We start from the raw sequence: 18,495 nt of genomic DNA on the forward strand, positions 1-18,495 counted from the left end.
CAGGGGATTTTAATCTATATTAATTGACTTTTTAGCTTTGTTTCTTCTTTTCATATGCCATGAGTAAAATAAAGAACCTATTATTCCTGCAACACCACCAATTGAAAATGTTAATGCAACATTACCTACTATAGCTCCTACAAAGACTCCACACCCAACTCCAATTGCAATACCTTTTGCTAAATATTCACATTCTTTATCTGTTAGGCTTAATTTGTCTAACACTTTACTCATCTCCTAAATACTATTAATTACAAAACTTATTATAAATTAAACTTCTTAAGTATTTCTTAAGCAAAACTTAAAGATTGATTAGTATTATTATTGACTACATTTATCATTATACATTTTTACAATTACCTTGTAAAGGGTTATTTATTACTTTTTAATAAATAAATTGTTACATTTTTGTGAGTTTTGTTAAACCTTTTATTTCTTCTACTATTATTATACATATATACTCACTACTAATCATTACACAATATTTAACTATTAGTTACAAATTTATTTCATAATAATTTAAATAAAAAAATCGCCAAGGAGACTGTGGAGCCGTCGATTTTTTTCGCCCATCTGCATAAGTGATATTCCAAATTTAAATTTGGTAAATAGAACTTACTCATTAGAGCTTCCGAAGCTTGACTGAGGAAAATCTTGCAGGGGTATATATTTTATTTTTTATTCTTTAGGAAGAAATGAACTAATATATAGCTAAATTGTTGAAGTTATCCTCAATTTAATAATAGATATAATTTCCTAAAGAATAAAAAAAGCACTAACTTTTAGTTAGTGCTTTTCCTGGTGGCTCGACCAGGAATCGAACCAGGGACACGAGGATTTTCAGTCCTCTGCTCTACCGACTGAGCTATCGAGCCATATCTACCTGGCAACGTCCTACTCTCCCACACGGTCTCCCATGCAGTACCATTGGCGCTATAGAGCTTAACTTTCCTGTTCGGTATGGGAAGGAGTGTTTCCTCAATTAGTATTATATATATATAATTAAATTATGTCAATTACTTTTTTTACTTTTATTTAAAAGCCTTCCCCCTGCTCTTCCGTATTACCCCTTCTCTCATTACGGATATCAAAAAGCAGTTCATTTTGAGCACGTATTAATAGTATATTTTCTCCCAATGATACAAAAAAACATCCAAGAACATCTTGCTCCGCTAAGGATAATCCTTGTACACTTTCAGTTGCCATAAGCCATGATAGTGCTAGCATCTGCTCTCCTGTCAAATCATATATCCCCATGAATCTACTCCTTACCACAATGTTACTTATTAATTATATGTATAACTTATCTATATTATTAATTAGAATTATATTATTCTATAATGTTCTTCTACATTATGGATTAGAAATCAAAAAGATGGTGATATTCGTTAATTCACCATCTTTTGATTATAAGATTTTATTATTCATTAATATGACCAAGTATATAAGACTTAACATTTTCTTTCTCTATTCCTAAACTAATTGAAAATTCTTCATTCAATAAGTTTTCTGCTGTCTTCATAACCTCATCATCATTTTTATTTGTCCTTTTACCTAACGCCTTATTCTTCTTGTTGGAGTGAATGCTCTTAACTATGGTAATTAAATCTTCACATTCCCCATTCTTCAACATTAACTTAAATGTTTCTGATCTTTCTTTATCATTGTCTACCCAAAATAAATCCATATCAGATATTTTCTTTATTAATGACTCTACCTCTTCTTCAGAGTGTATACCTCTAATAACTACTTTCTTATTATCTATTGGAATTTTTATTGTCATATTTTTAGAGTAAATAGGACTTAACACGTAGCATTCTTTTTGCTCATTGTTCATGAACTTTTCCTTCTTTATATCGATAACCTTACATGCTCCTGTCATTCCATACATAACGTAATCATTAACCTTAAACATAAAATCGTCTCCTTCCTTACATAAAACTTTAATTACCTGAAGTTACTAATAGCTTTATATAGAGTTAACTTAGGCAGTTAAAAAATTACGCCAAAATAAAAAAAATAGCCTTCACAACAGGACTTACCTTGCAAAAACTACTCGTTGTATCTTTATTTTAACATATTTGAAATTATTATGTAAGTAAAACTTTTTTATTTACTTTTAAAGCTATTTTTAATTCCAAATTTCTGTATGTTTTATTTTTTATTATATTTGTGCAATAATAAAATTATTAAATATTTATGGAGATGATTTTATGAATACTGAAATAGAACAATTAACTCAAATACTTAAAAAAAGCAATAATATAGTATTCTTCGGTGGAGCAGGTGTCTCAACAGAAAGCGGAATTCCTGATTTTAGAAGTTCTAATGGTCTTTTTAATGAAAAGCTAAATATTACATTTACTCCCGAACAACTAGTTTCACATACATTTTTCATAAGATATCCAAAGGAATTCTATAATTTTTATAAATCGAAACTTATATATCCTAATGCTAAACCCAATGAGGCCCATATAGCTTTAGCTAAACTTGAAGAAATGGGTAAACTTAAAGCTATTGTTACTCAAAATATTGATGGTTTACACCAAGCAGCTGGATCAAAAAATGTATTTGAACTTCATGGCTCTGTTTTAAGAAATTACTGCATAAGCTGTCATGAATTTTATGATGAGAAGTTTATTTTAGAATCAGATGGAGTTCCTACATGCTCTAAGTGTGGCGGAACTGTAAAACCTGATGTAGTTCTTTATGAGGAAGGATTAGATGATGATGTAATTAGAGGTGCTATTGATGCCATTTCTAAGGCAGATACCCTTATAATTGGAGGTACTTCTTTAGTTGTATATCCTGCAGCTGGTCTTATTAATTATTTTAAAGGAAAAAATCTAATTCTTATAAATAAGAGTTCAACCACTGCTGATAATAAAGCTGACCTTGTTATTCATAACTCTATTGGAAAAGTATTGGGAAAAGTAGTTAATTTTTTAAAATAGTAATTTATCTTTTAGGTATGTTTTGTTAATAGATAAATATATTTATATTGTATAGCTATTAAGGAGCATTTTTATGAAGTATATTATATTTTTAATTTTACTTATAGCACTTATTATAACAATATTTTATTTTGATAGAAAACAATCAATTTTAAAACATCAACTTTTAGTTGCAAATAGTCAAAATAATAATTTAAGGTCTAAACTTTCTAAATTTACTAGAACTAAGGACTCTATTCAAATTAAATATCTTATACCGACGAATTATGCTGGTTTACTTAAAGAAAAATCTAATGTTTTGATTGCTCCTATAGAAAGTTCAAACCTCCTTCAAACAACACAGGTAAAAATGGAAGTCAAAATTTTAGATAAAGCTGAAGTTCTAAGAGATACATGGTTTTATGTTTCACTACCTACAGATAGCAACATAAACTCTAGAGGTTGGGTAAAGCAAAGTGATTTCTCTTTGTTTTATAATAATTCAAGAAATATTACTAAAAGTTTTTAGTTTTAATACTATCCCACAATAGTTATTAATAAATCTCTAAGTATAATCTTAGTCAATACTTAAATATAAAAAAAGCTATCATAAACGATAGCTTTTTTATTATCTAATATATACATCATAAATCATAAATGATAAGTATATTACTACAATTAATATAAAAGACCAATTAATTACACTTTCCTTAGGTTCATCACTTACATCTCTTAAATAGCTAGCTTCACCACTTTCACCTGTTACACCTTGTCTTTCTATGTTCCACACTTCAAGCCTATGAATAAGCTTATATATTAATACTCCAAAAGTTACTCCTACTAATATATAAGTGGACATATAAGTAAGCTTCATATTAAAACTTAAATCTATTAAGGATGGTTCCTCTACTACTTGAGAAATTAATTCCTCTGCAGAAAATAAAACCTTTTGCGCCGTTACTGATATTCCATTAATTATAAAATGCATTATTACTGACGCAAAAATACTATTTGTAATTCTAACTATATATGCAAAAATAAATCCTAATACTGCAGCATATAAAAACTGTTGAAAATCCATATGAAATATACCAAATAAAACACCCGTTATTAGTGCCGCTTTAAATTTAGACTGCTTATCATATCCTGATAGAACAATGCCTCTTAAAGTCACCTCTTCTGTTATTGCAGGGGTAACTGCCATAAGTAATAACATAGCCCAATATGGAGTATCTGCGATAGCAGCCATAAATGTTCCTATATTATTTGTAAAAAACATCTGAGATATAGCAGATATGCACCCCATTAATGGATAGCAAACAAATGAAATTAAAATTATTAATAATAAGTCTTTTAAATGTATCTTATTTAATCTAAATGTTTCCTTTATATTTACTTTAGTAACAACAACATAAATTATTGCAGGTACTAAAAATAAAATAACGTGATTTAAAAATTGCATTACTCTTATATCGTTTATCCCCATTAACAAATATGTTTTTATTAAATATTCAGGTAAAAATATTGTTAATAGCACTAAAATTAAGAAATATATGTTAGATCTTTGTAATTTACTCATCTCTCTCTCCTATTTTATGAATAATTCTTGTATACTAAGGAAATAATTATATATGAAGCGAGACGCTTTTTATAATCGCCTCTCCCCCATTTTATTTATATACGTTTCAATCCCTTTTGTGTTTATATTAAGCATAAGAGGGATTGTTTCACTTTTAATAACTAATTATCCTTTAAAATTTCCCTTCTAACTAAATCTAATGCTGTAACAGTAGCTTTAGTTCTTACATTATGCCTATTTCCATTAAATATATATTTAAATGCTTTTACCTTTCCTTTATAATATAGCCCTATATATACTAATCCAACAGGTTTTTCTTCTGAACCACCACCAGGGCCTGCTATTCCTGTTGTAACAACCGATATATCTGAACCAGTTCTTTTTGATATACCAATAGCCATTTCCTTTGCTGTTTCCTCACTAACAGCTCCATAAATATCTAAAGTTTCCTTCTTTACATTTAGAGTTCTTTCCTTTGCTTCATTAGAATAAGTTACAGCACCTTCTAAAAACACCTCAGAAATTCCTGGATAATTAATTAATCTGCTAGCTATCATTCCACCTGTACAAGATTCAGCTGTTGATATGGTAAGTTTTCTATCTACTAACAATTTTCCTAGAACTTCTTCAATTGTTATCTCTTCACCCTCTCCATAGCAATCTAAATTAAATACTCTTTTTATTTCCTCTTTTACAGGCGCTATAAGTTTTCTTCCCTCTTCTTCACTCTTACCTCTAGCAGTAATCCTAAATATTACATCATCTTCCTTTGCATAAGGTGCAACTGTTGGATTAACTCCATTATTAATAAAATCTTTAATCATATTAGCTGCTGTACTTTCTCCAACACCTAATACTCTTAATACTTCAGATACTATAACTCCATTACCTTTATCTTTTAAATATGGCTTTACATAATTTAAAAACATAGGTTTCATTTCTCTAGGAGGTCCTGGAAGTATAACAGCCACTTTATCATTCTTCTCTAAAATCATTCCTGGAGCTGTCCCATTTGGATTTGCTAAAACTTTTGATTCTTTAGGAAAATAAACTTGTTTAAGATTACTTTCTGTCATTTCCCTATCTAATCTTTTATAGTAATTTTTTAATTCTGTAAGAGATTCTTCATGTACCTCTAAGTCAGCATTAAAGTACTTACATATTGTTTCTTTAGTTAAATCATCTTCTGTAGGTCCAAGTCCACCAGTACATATTAAAATATCACTTCTCTGAAATATTTCTCCCATTGCCTCTAATAATCTATCTTCGTTATCACCAATTACCTCTTGGCGGTATACATCTATTCCTAATGAAGCTAGTTCTTTAGATATGAATTGTGCATTAGTGTTTATAATATCGCCTAATAGTATCTCTGTTCCTACAGCTAATATTTCTGCCTTCATTAAAACTTCACCTCTTCCTTTTATTAACATACATTATAACACAAATAATTTAAGGGAGTCATAGACTCCCCTAAACCTTCAGCATATGAGCTATCCCTAATAATAATTAGGGATAGCATATATAAAAAATTCTTTTCCCCACTACATTACTGTGTAAAGTAAAATAGTTTACAACATTAATTAATAAATAGTTAAGAAAAATATGTATGAGGAAAAAGAATTTAGTACTTATATCTCTAACATATGTAGTACCTAGCAAAATTATTCACAAAAGTATTCTACCAACCTAAATTTATTTTTTTATTAATATGACTTGTATCATTTATATACTCAAAGTGAAATTTATCCTTATAACAATTAATTTTTGTAAGAGATGCTTGTCCCATTATTTCTTCATAAAATCCATTTCCTTTATTAAAGTAATTCATTACAGCTTTTAATGTCATACCATGAGCTACAATTAATATATTTTTATTTATGCTATTTTTTAATATATTATCTAAAGCTTCTCCTACTCTCTTATATAGATTTCTTAAAGATTCTCCACCTGGAGCCTTTATATCCATATTCCCATTAAAAATTTCTTTTATTTCTTTTCCTCTTCCTACCTTTAATAGTTCCTCTTCTGTATACCCCTCATATTCCCCAAAACTTATTTCTTTAAAAGCATCTACTTCTATTATTTCTATATTTCTACTTCCCCTAATTATATTAGCTGTTTTTCTTGCCCTCTCTAGTGGACTAGTGTATATAACATCTAATTGAAGACTATCTACTCTTTTTTTCAACTGCTCTGCCTGCTCAATTCCATGATCAGTTAAATCAGAATTTCCAGACCCTTGTAACCTTTTATCTAAGTTCCAAACAGTTTGTCCATGTCTAGTTAAATAAACTGTAACCATAATAATGTCCCTCCCAATAGTAAATCCCAATAGCATTTACTATTGGGATTATTATTATAACTACCTGCTCTCTATTATAGCTAATGCAACTGCACCAACTACTCCTGCATCTGAACCAAGTCCAGCAGGAACTATTTGACAACTTTCAGCCATACTCTTAAAGCATCTCTTATTAACGACCTTTTTTACAGTATTGAAAACTATATCTCCAGCCTTTGATACTCCCCCGCCTATTATTATCATCTCTGGGTCAAATGTAGCTATTGCATTTGCTACACCAATTCCTAGATATGTTAAGGCATTATCTATTATATCTTTTGCAACTTCATCTCCAGCTTCCGCTTCTTTAAATACTTCATATGAAGTAACAGTATCATACTTTTTCAAGCTCGTCTCAACATTAGTTGAAACTGCTTCTTTACCTTTTCTAGCTATTGCTGTTCCTGATGATATTGCTTCTAAACATCCTAAGTTTCCACAGTTACATCTAGGTCCGTTAGGATCTACTGTAGTATGTCCAATTTCTAAAGCATTAGATGTATGACCTCTGTATACTTTACCATCCAATACTGCTCCTCCACCTACTCCAGTACTAACTGTAAAATATACTATACTATCTTTACCTTTTCCAGCACCAAACATATACTCTCCTATTGCTGCAGCATTAGCATCGTTATCTAAGTATACTGGAATATTATATTTTTCTTTTAACGGTTGTACTAAATTGTAATCTTTAAATGGAAGATTTGGAGTTGTTATTATTATTCCTTTCTTCGCATCTAAAGGTCCTGGTGAACCTATCCCTATAGCCTCTATTTCATCTATTGAAGTACTAGATCCAACAATTACTTCATCAATTGATTGTACTATTCTTCCTAATACAGCTGTTTCTCCTTCTTCAGCTTTAGTAGGTAATACTACATTTGCTAATATATTTCCTTCTATAGTTGATATAGCTGTACTTATTTTTGTACCACCTAAATCTACACCTATTACATACTTTTTCATGATTTCCTCCTCATATGGTAAAATATTAAAGGGTTTATATTATTATTCTAAATCCTTTTAAATAATAAATAAACCCTATAAATATAAATTATTTTCTTTTATATGTATTAATATAATAATTTCCTAGATTATCGTATCCTTCTTCTTTAATATTAAATGAACTCCCCTTAAGCATTGAATTAATAATATCTATATCATGTTTATTACTGTTATCAAATTTAATTGTAAAAACATCATCATCTTCAACTATACCTAAATAATCATATATATTACTATAATCACTTAGTCCAATTTGGCCTTTTATTTCCATCCTATAATCTGACATAATCTCCTCCTAATGTACCTATCTCCCTAATCTATATAAGTATATTCTACAACTATTTTTTTATTCTCCTCACATAACTATTTTCTCCTATGTATTTACTTATATTCACAATGATAACAAAAATAGAGGGTGTAAAATTTACCACCCTCCATAGATATTAATCTTCATTTTTCAATTCTTTTTGCGAATTGGCCTTCTCTACTATTTTTATTGCTTCTGTAGGTGGAACCTCTTCATATTTTTCTATTTTCAAATCAAAGCTTCCTCTACCTTGAGTTATAGACCTTAAATCTGTAGCAAACTTAAATAACTCTGCCATTGGTGCTTCCACAACAAGTTTCTGAAGTTTACCACATGGCTCCATTCCTAGTACTCTTCCACGCTTCTTATTTATATCACCAATTACATCTCCCATATATTCTTCTGGGATTAAAATTTCTATGTGCATAATTGGTTCTAGCAAAATTGGCTTTGCAGCCTCTAAACCTTTTTTATATGCAATTGATGCAGCAATCTTAAATGCCATTTCAGAAGAATCTACAGGATGATAAGAGCCATCATGTAATGTTGCTCTTAAGCCTATAACAGGATATCCTGCTAAAATACCATGCTTTATACAATCTCTTAAACCCTTTTCAACTGCTGGAATAAAGTTTCTAGGCACTACTCCTCCTACTACCTTATCTACAAACTCTAAATCACTTTCCCCATCATTACGAGGCTCAAATAGAATTTTTACATCTCCATATTGACCATGTCCACCAGATTGCTTCTTATGTTTTCCTTGTACATCTGAACTTCCTTTTATTGTTTCTCTATAAGGAATCTTAGGTTTTCTAAGCTTTACCTCTACTCCAAACTTATTTTTTAACTTAGATGCTATAACCTCTAAATGTACTTCACCAAGTCCTGAAATTATTGTTTCTGCATTTTCTATATCCCTATTTACATTAAATACTGGGTCTTCATCTTGTAACTTACTTAATGCTAGAGATATCTTATCCTCATCCCCCTTACTCTTTGGTAAAACTGCCATTGACATTACCGTATTAGGGAAATTCATTTTATCATAAATTATTTTACAAGATTGATCACATAAAGTATCCCCTGTGGATGTATATTGTAACTTAGCTACTGCTCCAATATCTCCAGCTATAACTTTATCTGTTGGGACTTGATTCTTGCCTCTCATAAAAAATACATGAGTTAATTTCTCCATCTTATTTTTATTGGTATTTAATACAGTCATATCCCCATTTAATTTACCTGTAATTACTCTAAACAATGAAATCTTACCTACAAATGGGTCTGCTATAGTCTTAAATATCATTGCTGAAAAAGGTTTATCTTCACTTAATTGAATAAATTCTTCCTTATTTGATTCAATATTTAATGCTTTTTGTGGTATTGCATATTTAGGTGATGGGAAACATTCAACTATATCTTCTAACAATGTATTTATCCCTATAATCTTTGTAGCAGAACCACACATAACAGGGGCTATATCACCTGATGCACATCCATTGATTAAGCCTTCATATATTTCCAAATCACTTAATTCGCCCTCACTAAAATATTTTTCTAATAAAACCTCATCAGTTTCTGCTACTGCCTCCATAATCATTTGTTTACATTCATCAACTTTATCAACTAATTCTGGTGGAATCTCTACTACCTCCATCATCTTAGTTTTAGGATTATAAACTCTTGCTCTCTTAGTTATCACATTAATAACTCCATTAAAGTTATTTTCTTTACCGATTGGATATTGTATAGGAACAACACTAATTCCAAATTGCTCTTTAAGGTTTTGTAAGACCTTATCAAAATCCGAATGTTCTCTATCTAACTTATTTATAAAAAATGTTCTTGGTAACTTTATCTTATTACAATAATCCCATGCTTGCTCTGTGCCTACTTGAGTCCCTGCGACACCACAAACTACAATCATTGCAACATCTACAGCCCTCATACCTTGAATGCTTTCTCCAACAAAATCAAAATATCCTGGAATATCTACTAAGTTAATTTTTACTTTTTCCCATTCCAATGGAATTACTGAGGATGATAAAGATATTCCTCTTTTCTTTTCCTCTTGATCAAAATCAGATATTGTTGTTCCATCTTCAACTTTACCTAATCGATCCGTAACCTTGGAATAGTACAATAAGGCTTCTGTTAGTGAAGTTTTTCCTGAAGAACTGTGTCCTATAATCCCTAAATTTCTAAGATTGTTAATAGAATAGTTTTTCATTATTTTCGTCAAAGTATTAATATTAATTAACCTTTGACTTTCACCCACCTTTCCTATATATAGACTTTTTGATTCATATAAATCACGAGCTAACTTATACTATAATTTTTATGTTATCACTCCATAAAATAGTCCTTGCCTTATAATGAAACTAAGATATTACATTTTATATATTCTATATGTAATATTCATACCTTCTTGACTTATTTGAATTTCCAGAATTTTTTACCATAATTTTCTTTACGTATATTAAAAAAAGATTAAGCAAAGTTTGCTTAATCTTTAAAAACTATATATTCTTTTTAAATGCAAAAAATTTCATAAACACAAATGTTATTGGAACTCCAATTACTGCAGCTAACCCATAAGCAATTAACTTATGCAATCCCATCATATTAAATACTATGAAAACTACAATATTTTGAATGATAAAATTAGGGATATATGAAACTGCAAATTTAATGAATTTATTAAATTCTAACTTTTCTTTAAAGGTAACATAACTATTTAATATATACGATATTACTAAGCCTGAAATATATCCAAATATAAATGCAATATTCTCATTTAAAAAGCTAGAATATATGTATGAAAATATCACTCCATTAAATGTGTTTATGACACCTATAAAGACAAACATTATAAACTGTTTAGAAAAAAATACTTCTTTTATCTTATTAATTAAAGATTCCATACTAATTATCTCTTTCTTCATTATTTATTAATTTATCTGCTATTATAAATCTTGGTCTTTGCTTAGTCTCATTGTATATCTTTCCTATATACTCTCCAATAACTCCTAGAGATAATAATTGTATTCCCCCAATCATCCAAATAGATATAGTTATTGAAGTCCATCCAGCTTCAGTATTTCCTATAAATTTAACAATTAATGAATATATTAAGGCAATAAAACTTAGTGCAAATATAGAAAATCCTAATCCTGTTATTATTCTTATAGGCTTTATACTAAATGATGTAATTCCATCCCAAGCAAATGCAAGCATCTTCTTAAGAGGGTATTTTGATTCTCCTGCAAATCTCTCATGTCTCTCATATTCTACTACAGAATATCTATATCCTATTAAAGGAACAATTCCTCTAAGGAATAGATTTACTTCTTTAAACTGGCTTAGACCTTCTAAAGCCCTCTTACTCATAAGTCTATAATCCGCATGATTATATATTACATCTACACCTAACATATTCATAAACTTATAAAATCCAAGAGCCGTTGTCCTTTTAAAGAAAGTATCTGTCTTTCTTGAAGATCTTACTCCATAAACTACATCGCTGCCATTATAGTATTCTTCTACAAATTTATCTATTACATCTATATCATCTTGTAAATCTGCATCTAATGATATTGTCATATCAGCATATTCTTTAGCAGTCATAAGACCAGCTAACAATGCATTTTGATGCCCCTTATTTCTTGATAAATTAACACCACTAAAAATGTTATTTTGTTCATGAAGCTCTTGTATGATGCTCCAAGTTTTATCTTTAGATCCATCATTAACAAATAGAATCTTACTCTCTTCAGATACAACTTCATTTTTTATCATCACATTAATCTTTTCTAATAATCTTTTAGCAGTTTCATGTAGTACTTCTTCTTCATTGTAACAAGGGACTACTAAATATAAGATTTTTTTCATTTTCTAATCCTCCGCAAAGATTTTACTCTCTTCCAAAATAATTATTCTTTATAATTTTTTCACCTATCTCATATGACTTTAATAAGTGTTCTAATTCTTCTTCACTTTTAACATTTCCTTTAACTTCATTCCCTTTTATTATTGTAGCATCTCTATTTGTATTAACCAATACTCTTCCCATAGATGTACTTAAATACTTATCATTATCAATACCAAGTAAATATGCAATAGTAGTTGGGATATCTACTTGACCCCCACTTGCCTCAATAATACTTGGCTTAATACCTTTTGAATATATAATTAAAGGAATTTTATTATCATATTCTTTCCACCAGTTTCCTTCATAATCTAGTTTTTGTATATCATCATTATAATATTTATGAACTCCACCATGATCTCCATATAATACAATCATTGTATTATCTAATATACCTATTTCATCTAATTTCTCAAAGAACATTTCAATCTGTCTATCTGTATATCTTACACTCTCAAAATATCCACCTAAATAACTTTCATCAACTTCTTCAGGTAAGTCTAACTCTCTATACTTCTCATCAATTTCAAATGGACCATGGTTAGACATTGTAGGTGCTTGAAAAAAGAAAGGTTCTTGTACACTTTTCAATTTTTCAGAAACTTGTGTTAAAAAGCTTCTATCAGATAATCCGTATCCTACAGTCTCTTCATACACATAATCTCCAATATCCCATATAGTTTCAATTCCAAATCCATTTTTATGCAACTCTGTCCAATTAAATTCTCCAATTTCTTCTGCGTGAGATGATATTGTTTTATATCCCTCTCCCTCTAATATTCTAGGCAAGGAATTAGAATAAACATTCTCACCATAATTTAAGGCAGTAATTTTATCACCTAATGGATATATAGATGTATTAACCATAAAATCACAATCTATACTATTACCTGCATTATTTTGTTCATATATATTGTTAAAATACAATCCCTCTCTTGTAAGCTTATTTAAAAATGGAGATATCTCTTTTCCATTTACACTCTTATTTATAACAAAATTCTCTAAAGACTCTACCTGAATAAATATTACATTCTTTCCTTTCGCAACTCCACTATATTCATTTGGTTCTAAATCTTCTCTATTATAAGCTAACCACTCCTCTATCTCATCTTTTTCACTATTTGATAAAGGATTCATTACTTTAGATAAAGTTCTAGCTGACTCTATAAGATGATATCCTATTGGTCCTGATGCTCTTGCAGACATAAGTGTCGTCCATCTCTTAGTAAGCATTCTATTAGACCATCCACTAATACTTAACACATCTATACATACAAATGATATTAACAAAATAATTGCTACATGCCTAAGAGTAAAAAGGAACTTTCCAACACTTCTTGACTCAATACATCTTATCTTCTTTATGAAAACAAATAAAATTATGGCAACTATATCTATAACAAATAATAAATCTATAGCTTTAAATTGATATAAAGATTCCCCTACAGGATTAAATGTACCTGAAAAGAATATATTCTTTAATCCTAAAAAATCTCTATTTACTCTAAAGTACCATAAGTCTGCTATCAATAAAGTACTGAATAATATATTTAAAATAATATAATATACAATTTGCTTATTTCTTGAAAATAAATATCCAAATGAATAAAATAATAATATAAAAGCTAAGTTAACAAATATAAACTTAAAGCTTATATTACTAAATTTAATTTTATCTGCAGAACTTACTTCAACTAAAGTCATAAATATAAGAGACTTTAACAACATATCTATTATTGTAATAAATCTAAATTTACTTATTCCCGTTGAAAACACTTTTCTTTTATAAAATTTAATATCATTTATTTTATCCTTTAAATTCATAAATTGTTGACCTACCCTATCTCTTTACTATTTTATCTTTAATAAAATCAATTAGTTTAAATAAACTCCAAAGAACTCCTATAATTAGTAATATATCAAACACAAAATTAAATAGATATAATTGTTTAGCTGTATCCGCTTGACCATTTCCTACAAAAGGCATTGGGAACTGTATTCCACCTATTAACATTATCCCCCATAACAATAATATCTTATTTCTAACCTCTTCATTTCCTGAATTCTTTATAAACTTGATTAAAGATACTATAAATACACTTATAAATACTGCTAGTATAAACCATAACTTTGTTGGCAATTTTGTTTCTCTAAAATTAGACCACGTAGTAAATCTATTAAATTCTCTTACTGGTTCTTCACTATCAGCTCTATAACACTTTCCTAAAGATGTACTAGTAATAAAAGCTTTTCCTGCTGTATACTTCATTCCCTCTATTAATCTTTTAGGATGAGTCAAATAAAATTTAGCTAGCTTTCCATTACTTATTTTACTATAAAACTCTTCCTCTGTTATTGGAGTTCTAGGTACATATTTAACATATTCACTTGCATCTAAATAAGAATGTTTTCCTGCTTCTCCTGCCATATCTGGATTAAGTCCAAGATCTATTAAGTCCTGTTCAGGCGTTTCTGATCCATTAAGAACTCCATAAAACACAGAATTATATTGAGTATCTTTACTTATATTCTTATTTACCATATTTATTTGAACTGGATAGATTATTACCACAACTAAAAATACTGATAATAATATTAAATTCTTACGTGTTAATATATTTCTGTTATCCCAAAGAATCTTACATAACAGTATTACTACAAATGGTAAAGTGGTAAATACCTGCATCTTTGATCCTAAGAACATAAATGCACCTATATATACTAGAGAAATTTTAGATGCTATATTACTTTCGTCATGCCTTACATATTTGCAATTAATATAGTATAAAAATGTCCCTATAAATAGCAATAATGTACATAACATCATTGGTTCTCCATATAAACTATTAAACCACAGTATATAGTTTCCATCCATAAACACAAAAATGCTGACTAGCACAACAATAGTTAATTTAAGTTTACTTTTTATATTTAAGTTCTTTAAAATAATTGCAATAGAAGATATATATATTATTGCATAAGCAATAGCTAAATATTGTGTTTTAAATACTTCTTGCCCTAAAACCTTACATATGTAAGATATGAATGTTATTAAGTACCCCATACTTGATCCAAATAGTGTAATAAATAAAGTAAATATATTTGTATTAATCTTATAGTCCGTAACAATATAATCATAGAAACGTTTAAAATCAGGATTCATTTTATCTGAATCTAATAAAGATAATCCTGATAAACCCATAACTCTATCAAAATCTCCCTGATCAGCAACTCCAACTTGTGGATACTTAAATAATATATAAGCTATTAGTAAAGCTGATATTATAATAAAAGTACCTACGATATATTTAGTATAGTTATTTTTTATATTATCCATGACCTTCATTTATTTTATCCTCCATATAATAAACCACATTACATTTCATTATATCATTTTTAGCACTGTATTTTATTGTATGTTTATAAATATTTTCTTAAGTTTTGTAAGCCTTTATATAATAATAGCTATTTATGCTATAATTTTTATTGAATTATTATAAATTAAGGAGTATGAAATGAGTAAAAAGAAAAAAATTATATTATCTACATTATTATCTATACTCTCTATTGCAATTTTATATGGAATATTATTTTATTTTAGTTTTTTCCAAGGATTTGTAACAGTAAAAGATAATAAAATACAATCTAAATTATTACCTAATGATGACTTTAAATCTCCCTATACACCTAAATTAAACTTTAAAAATACGAAAGAAGAATTGGTTTACGATGTTAAAGTTAATATGTTAAGTAATATTGATTCTTCAATACCCGTCATAAAAAAATCTCAAAGACACTATATTCCCCTAGATTATGTATGTAAAACGCTTGGATATAATCTCAATAAATCAAATAATACTTTTACTATCTCAAATTCTAATCACACTATTACTTTAAATGAGACCTCTTATATAAAAGGAAATGAATCCTTATATTTAAGAGGCAATATATTAACCAATAATAACCAATATTTTATTTCTATATCAGATATAGAAGAGATATTTAATTTAATTTCAGTTTATACATTTGAAAATAAGACTATCAATATTTTAAAATCCCCCCAAAGTAATATACAAAATAATTCTTCTGAAAAAACTTCCAATGGAAAAATAGCTTTAGTTAGGTTAGAAGATTTTACAGCTGGTGAAGGAATATCATCAGAAGCTAATCAACCTAAGTTTAAAGCAATGGCAAACTTTTTAAATAATTCAGGAATCAAATATCATATTGCATGGATACCTAGATTTAAAGCCCCTAATGATAATATTGACAATGATTTATTAACTGTTGATACATTTGAAAATGCTGCTTTTATAAATCTATTAGATTACTTTATTAACCATGGTGCATTAATAGGATTACATGGATATACTCATCAAGCTGGAGATTCTAGAAGTGCTGTTGGAACTGAACTTTCTCGTAAAGTTAATAGCTCAGAAGATGAAACTAGAGCCGTAATCGAAAATGCTATCAATACTGCTACTGCATTAAATATACCTTTTGGTTTTTTTGAAAGTTCGCACTATAAAGCATCTTCTGCACAAAAATCTATTATAGAAGAATACTTTCAATATATTTATGAACCAAAGAATTATTTAATATATACTAAACTACAAAAAACTAAAAACAATAACTTATATATACCTACACCTTTAAGTTACGTAAGAGACTTAGATGCTAATCCAATAATAAAAATGCTAAATAAACCTACTCCTGGATTATTAGCAAGCTTTTTCTATCATTCTACAAAGGAATTAGATTTTATAGAAGTTGATACATCTAATAATGTATTTGATGTAAACTACTCTATAGAATCTCCACTTCAACAAATAGTAAAATCTCTTAATGAGAATAAATATATAACTACACATGTAACAGAGTTAAAAAATTAAGGAGCTATAGTTAAACTATAACTCCCTCTTTTTTTTAATAACTTCATTGTATATGCTTACACAAAGGTATCCTAATATTCCTCCTGATGTATCAATCATAACATCTTTAAAAGCTGGGCCTCTTCCAGGTATAAATGATTGATGAAATTCATCAGAACATGCATATAAAAATACAAGTATTACCGAATAAAATCTAGCTTTTCTCTCTATTACATATAAACTTATAACATTATATGTTAAGATAAACAAGATAAAATATTCTGTGAAATGTGCACCCTTTCTTATAATTAAAGTTGCTAACTCTCCAAAATACGTATCCAATTTTAATCCTAGCAAATTAAAAATATATAGTACAAATCTACTTTGTTCACTAGACTTATCTCCAGGCTGATGAGACATATAAAATATAAAAATCATCCAACCTAAAAATAACCCCCATTTTACTACTTTTTTATTCCTATCGCTCATATAAATCTCCTAGCATATAAATTATAAGTATAATTATACACTAGATATCATTTATTTTCTAATTTAGCGCTGATCTACAATATATTTATTTATATATGCTAATGATTCTTCTAGCACCTCTTGGCTATGCTCCATTGATTCAACCTTAATTTCTAAATTACAAACTCTTTGGTCAACTTGATACATTAACTCTTTTATATCATGTAGTAATTTTCCTTCATAAGATACTTGAATTCCATCCGCATCTATATATATCTTTTCTGGTGGTTCACCACATTCACTACATTTTGCATATATGCCTTCCTTCTCAACATCTCTAAATAGCTTAAAAGTATCATTATTACATGATGAGCAATTAGAGAGCATTACAAAGTCATAATAGCTAACATCAAATAAGTATTTAGATCCACACTCTTTACAAGTTACTTCCAAATTATTGTCTATAGTTTCGATATAAAACTTATTTCCACAACACCCTTCTCTTTGGCATACTACTGTCCTTATCATAAACTTCACTCCTTTTGAGCAATATATTTGAATCTCATCTTAACATTTAATATGATTGTTAATCCAAATTTATAACTACTCAATAAAAGTTTTATTGTTTATCTTCTTGTTTTATCTCAATTTCTATCTCTTTTATTTTTATATCTACTTCTTTAGTTTCTTTTCCAGATAATAATAATCTTCTCTTTTCTAACTTTAACTCTTTAAGTTTATCTTTCAATAGCTCTAATTTATGCACTTTATACACTCCCCACCCATAAGAGAATTATTTAATATCATATATTAACAAAGCTTTTAAATATATTTTTTATTGATAACGTATGCAGAAAATATCTATAACTAAATTATATAAAATACAAAAGCTATTGTATATAATTATCTTTAGTTATTTTATTCCATATTATAACACAATTATACCTATTTCTTTAAAATAAAAAAAGTGGCTGCGCCACGCTCCCTTCGGGAAACTTAATTGTAAGTAAAACCCCAAAAGCATAGGATTCTCAAAATCCTATGCTTAATTTCT

At 28.4% G+C, this 18,495-nt stretch carries 19 protein-coding genes, 1 tRNA gene and 1 rRNA gene; 3 read left to right on the forward strand and 18 right to left on the reverse strand.

Annotated elements, in window-relative coordinates; all coding sequences use genetic code 11:
• Positions 1 to 9: 9 nt before the first annotated feature.
• From KIB46_RS13920 to KIB46_RS13940, 5 genes are all read right to left on the reverse strand, one after another.
• A complete protein-coding gene (locus KIB46_RS13920; RefSeq protein WP_027099251.1) occupies positions 10 to 225 on the reverse strand; it encodes a hypothetical protein in 216 nt (71 codons plus the stop codon).
• A gap of 574 nt (positions 226 to 799) precedes the next feature.
• Positions 800 to 875 (reverse strand) — tRNA-Phe (locus KIB46_RS13925).
• A 6-nt stretch (positions 876 to 881) separates the two neighbouring features.
• Positions 882 to 996 (reverse strand): 5S ribosomal RNA (gene rrf / locus KIB46_RS13930).
• A 39-nt stretch (positions 997 to 1,035) separates the two neighbouring features.
• Entirely contained in the window at positions 1,036 to 1,257 is a 222-nt protein-coding gene (locus KIB46_RS13935; RefSeq protein WP_291672664.1) for a hypothetical protein, read from the reverse strand.
• 163 nt (positions 1,258 to 1,420) lie between these two features.
• Positions 1,421 to 1,915, reverse strand: a complete 495-nt coding sequence (locus KIB46_RS13940) for a CarD family transcriptional regulator (RefSeq protein WP_156561897.1) — start codon at positions 1,913 to 1,915, stop codon at positions 1,421 to 1,423.
• Between the two features lie 298 nt (positions 1,916 to 2,213).
• Between KIB46_RS13940 and KIB46_RS13945 the strand changes: the two genes are divergently transcribed.
• A complete protein-coding gene (locus KIB46_RS13945; RefSeq protein WP_156561899.1) occupies positions 2,214 to 2,954 on the forward strand; it encodes an NAD-dependent protein deacylase in 741 nt (246 codons plus the stop codon).
• A 73-nt stretch (positions 2,955 to 3,027) separates the two neighbouring features.
• Entirely contained in the window at positions 3,028 to 3,462 is a 435-nt protein-coding gene (locus KIB46_RS13950; RefSeq protein ID WP_156561901.1) for a hypothetical protein, read from the forward strand.
• A 99-nt stretch (positions 3,463 to 3,561) separates the two neighbouring features.
• Here the strand turns inward: KIB46_RS13950 and KIB46_RS13955 are convergent, their stop codons facing one another.
• The 10 genes from KIB46_RS13955 to KIB46_RS14000 form a co-directional block, all read right to left on the reverse strand.
• Entirely contained in the window at positions 3,562 to 4,512 is a 951-nt protein-coding gene (locus KIB46_RS13955) for a type II CAAX endopeptidase family protein (RefSeq protein ID WP_156561904.1), read from the reverse strand.
• A 161-nt stretch (positions 4,513 to 4,673) separates the two neighbouring features.
• Positions 4,674 to 5,915 (reverse strand): competence/damage-inducible protein A, encoded by a 1,242-nt coding sequence (locus KIB46_RS13960; RefSeq protein ID WP_291672670.1) that lies wholly within the window; start codon positions 5,913 to 5,915, stop codon positions 4,674 to 4,676.
• 278 nt (positions 5,916 to 6,193) lie between these two features.
• Positions 6,194 to 6,817, reverse strand: coding sequence for a histidine phosphatase family protein (locus KIB46_RS13965; RefSeq protein ID WP_156561908.1), 624 nt, complete (start codon positions 6,815 to 6,817; stop codon positions 6,194 to 6,196).
• A gap of 60 nt (positions 6,818 to 6,877) precedes the next feature.
• On the reverse strand, positions 6,878 to 7,825 hold the full coding sequence (locus KIB46_RS13970; RefSeq protein WP_291672672.1) for an ROK family protein: 948 nt from the start codon (positions 7,823 to 7,825) through the stop codon (positions 6,878 to 6,880).
• Positions 7,826 to 7,913: 88 nt separating this feature from the next.
• The gene (locus KIB46_RS13975; protein WP_027099242.1) at positions 7,914 to 8,150 is read right to left on the reverse strand and encodes a hypothetical protein; all 237 of its coding nucleotides are present in this window, start codon (positions 8,148 to 8,150) and stop codon (positions 7,914 to 7,916) included.
• A 157-nt stretch (positions 8,151 to 8,307) separates the two neighbouring features.
• Complete coding sequence (fusA, locus tag KIB46_RS13980) at positions 8,308 to 10,404, reverse strand: elongation factor G (protein WP_291672675.1); 2,097 nt, start codon at positions 10,402 to 10,404, stop codon at positions 8,308 to 8,310.
• A gap of 289 nt (positions 10,405 to 10,693) precedes the next feature.
• A complete protein-coding gene (locus KIB46_RS13985; RefSeq protein WP_156561916.1) occupies positions 10,694 to 11,098 on the reverse strand; it encodes a GtrA family protein in 405 nt (134 codons plus the stop codon).
• Position 11,099: 1 nt separating this feature from the next.
• Complete coding sequence (locus KIB46_RS13990; protein ID WP_156561918.1) at positions 11,100 to 12,065, reverse strand: glycosyltransferase family 2 protein; 966 nt, start codon at positions 12,063 to 12,065, stop codon at positions 11,100 to 11,102.
• A gap of 22 nt (positions 12,066 to 12,087) precedes the next feature.
• Entirely contained in the window at positions 12,088 to 13,926 is a 1,839-nt protein-coding gene (locus KIB46_RS13995) for an LTA synthase family protein (protein WP_156561921.1), read from the reverse strand.
• Between the two features lie 16 nt (positions 13,927 to 13,942).
• On the reverse strand, positions 13,943 to 15,448 hold the full coding sequence (locus tag KIB46_RS14000; protein ID WP_291672679.1) for a hypothetical protein: 1,506 nt from the start codon (positions 15,446 to 15,448) through the stop codon (positions 13,943 to 13,945).
• Between the two features lie 169 nt (positions 15,449 to 15,617).
• Here KIB46_RS14000 and KIB46_RS14005 point away from each other — a divergent pair, with 169 nt between their 5' ends.
• The gene (locus KIB46_RS14005; RefSeq protein ID WP_291672681.1) at positions 15,618 to 16,994 is read left to right on the forward strand and encodes a DUF2334 domain-containing protein; all 1,377 of its coding nucleotides are present in this window, start codon (positions 15,618 to 15,620) and stop codon (positions 16,992 to 16,994) included.
• A gap of 15 nt (positions 16,995 to 17,009) precedes the next feature.
• On the opposite strand, the gene KIB46_RS14010 is transcribed toward KIB46_RS14005, so the two are convergent.
• The 3 genes from KIB46_RS14010 to KIB46_RS14020 all read right to left on the reverse strand — a co-directional run bounded on the left by KIB46_RS14010 (position 17,010) and on the right by KIB46_RS14020 (position 18,207).
• Positions 17,010 to 17,462 carry a VanZ family protein gene (locus KIB46_RS14010; protein WP_156561928.1) on the reverse strand — a complete coding sequence of 151 codons (453 nt, stop codon included), beginning with the start codon at positions 17,460 to 17,462 and terminating at the stop codon, positions 17,010 to 17,012.
• Positions 17,463 to 17,525: 63 nt separating this feature from the next.
• Positions 17,526 to 17,969: a hypothetical protein gene (locus KIB46_RS14015; RefSeq protein WP_156561931.1), complete on the reverse strand. Its 444-nt coding sequence runs from the start codon at positions 17,967 to 17,969 to the stop codon at positions 17,526 to 17,528.
• Between the two features lie 91 nt (positions 17,970 to 18,060).
• Positions 18,061 to 18,207: a hypothetical protein gene (locus tag KIB46_RS14020; protein WP_291672685.1), complete on the reverse strand. Its 147-nt coding sequence runs from the start codon at positions 18,205 to 18,207 to the stop codon at positions 18,061 to 18,063.
• Positions 18,208 to 18,495: the final 288 nt, after the last annotated feature.

Source organism: Clostridium sp., assembly GCF_018372875.1.
GTDB lineage: Bacteria > Bacillota > Clostridia > Clostridiales > Clostridiaceae > Clostridium.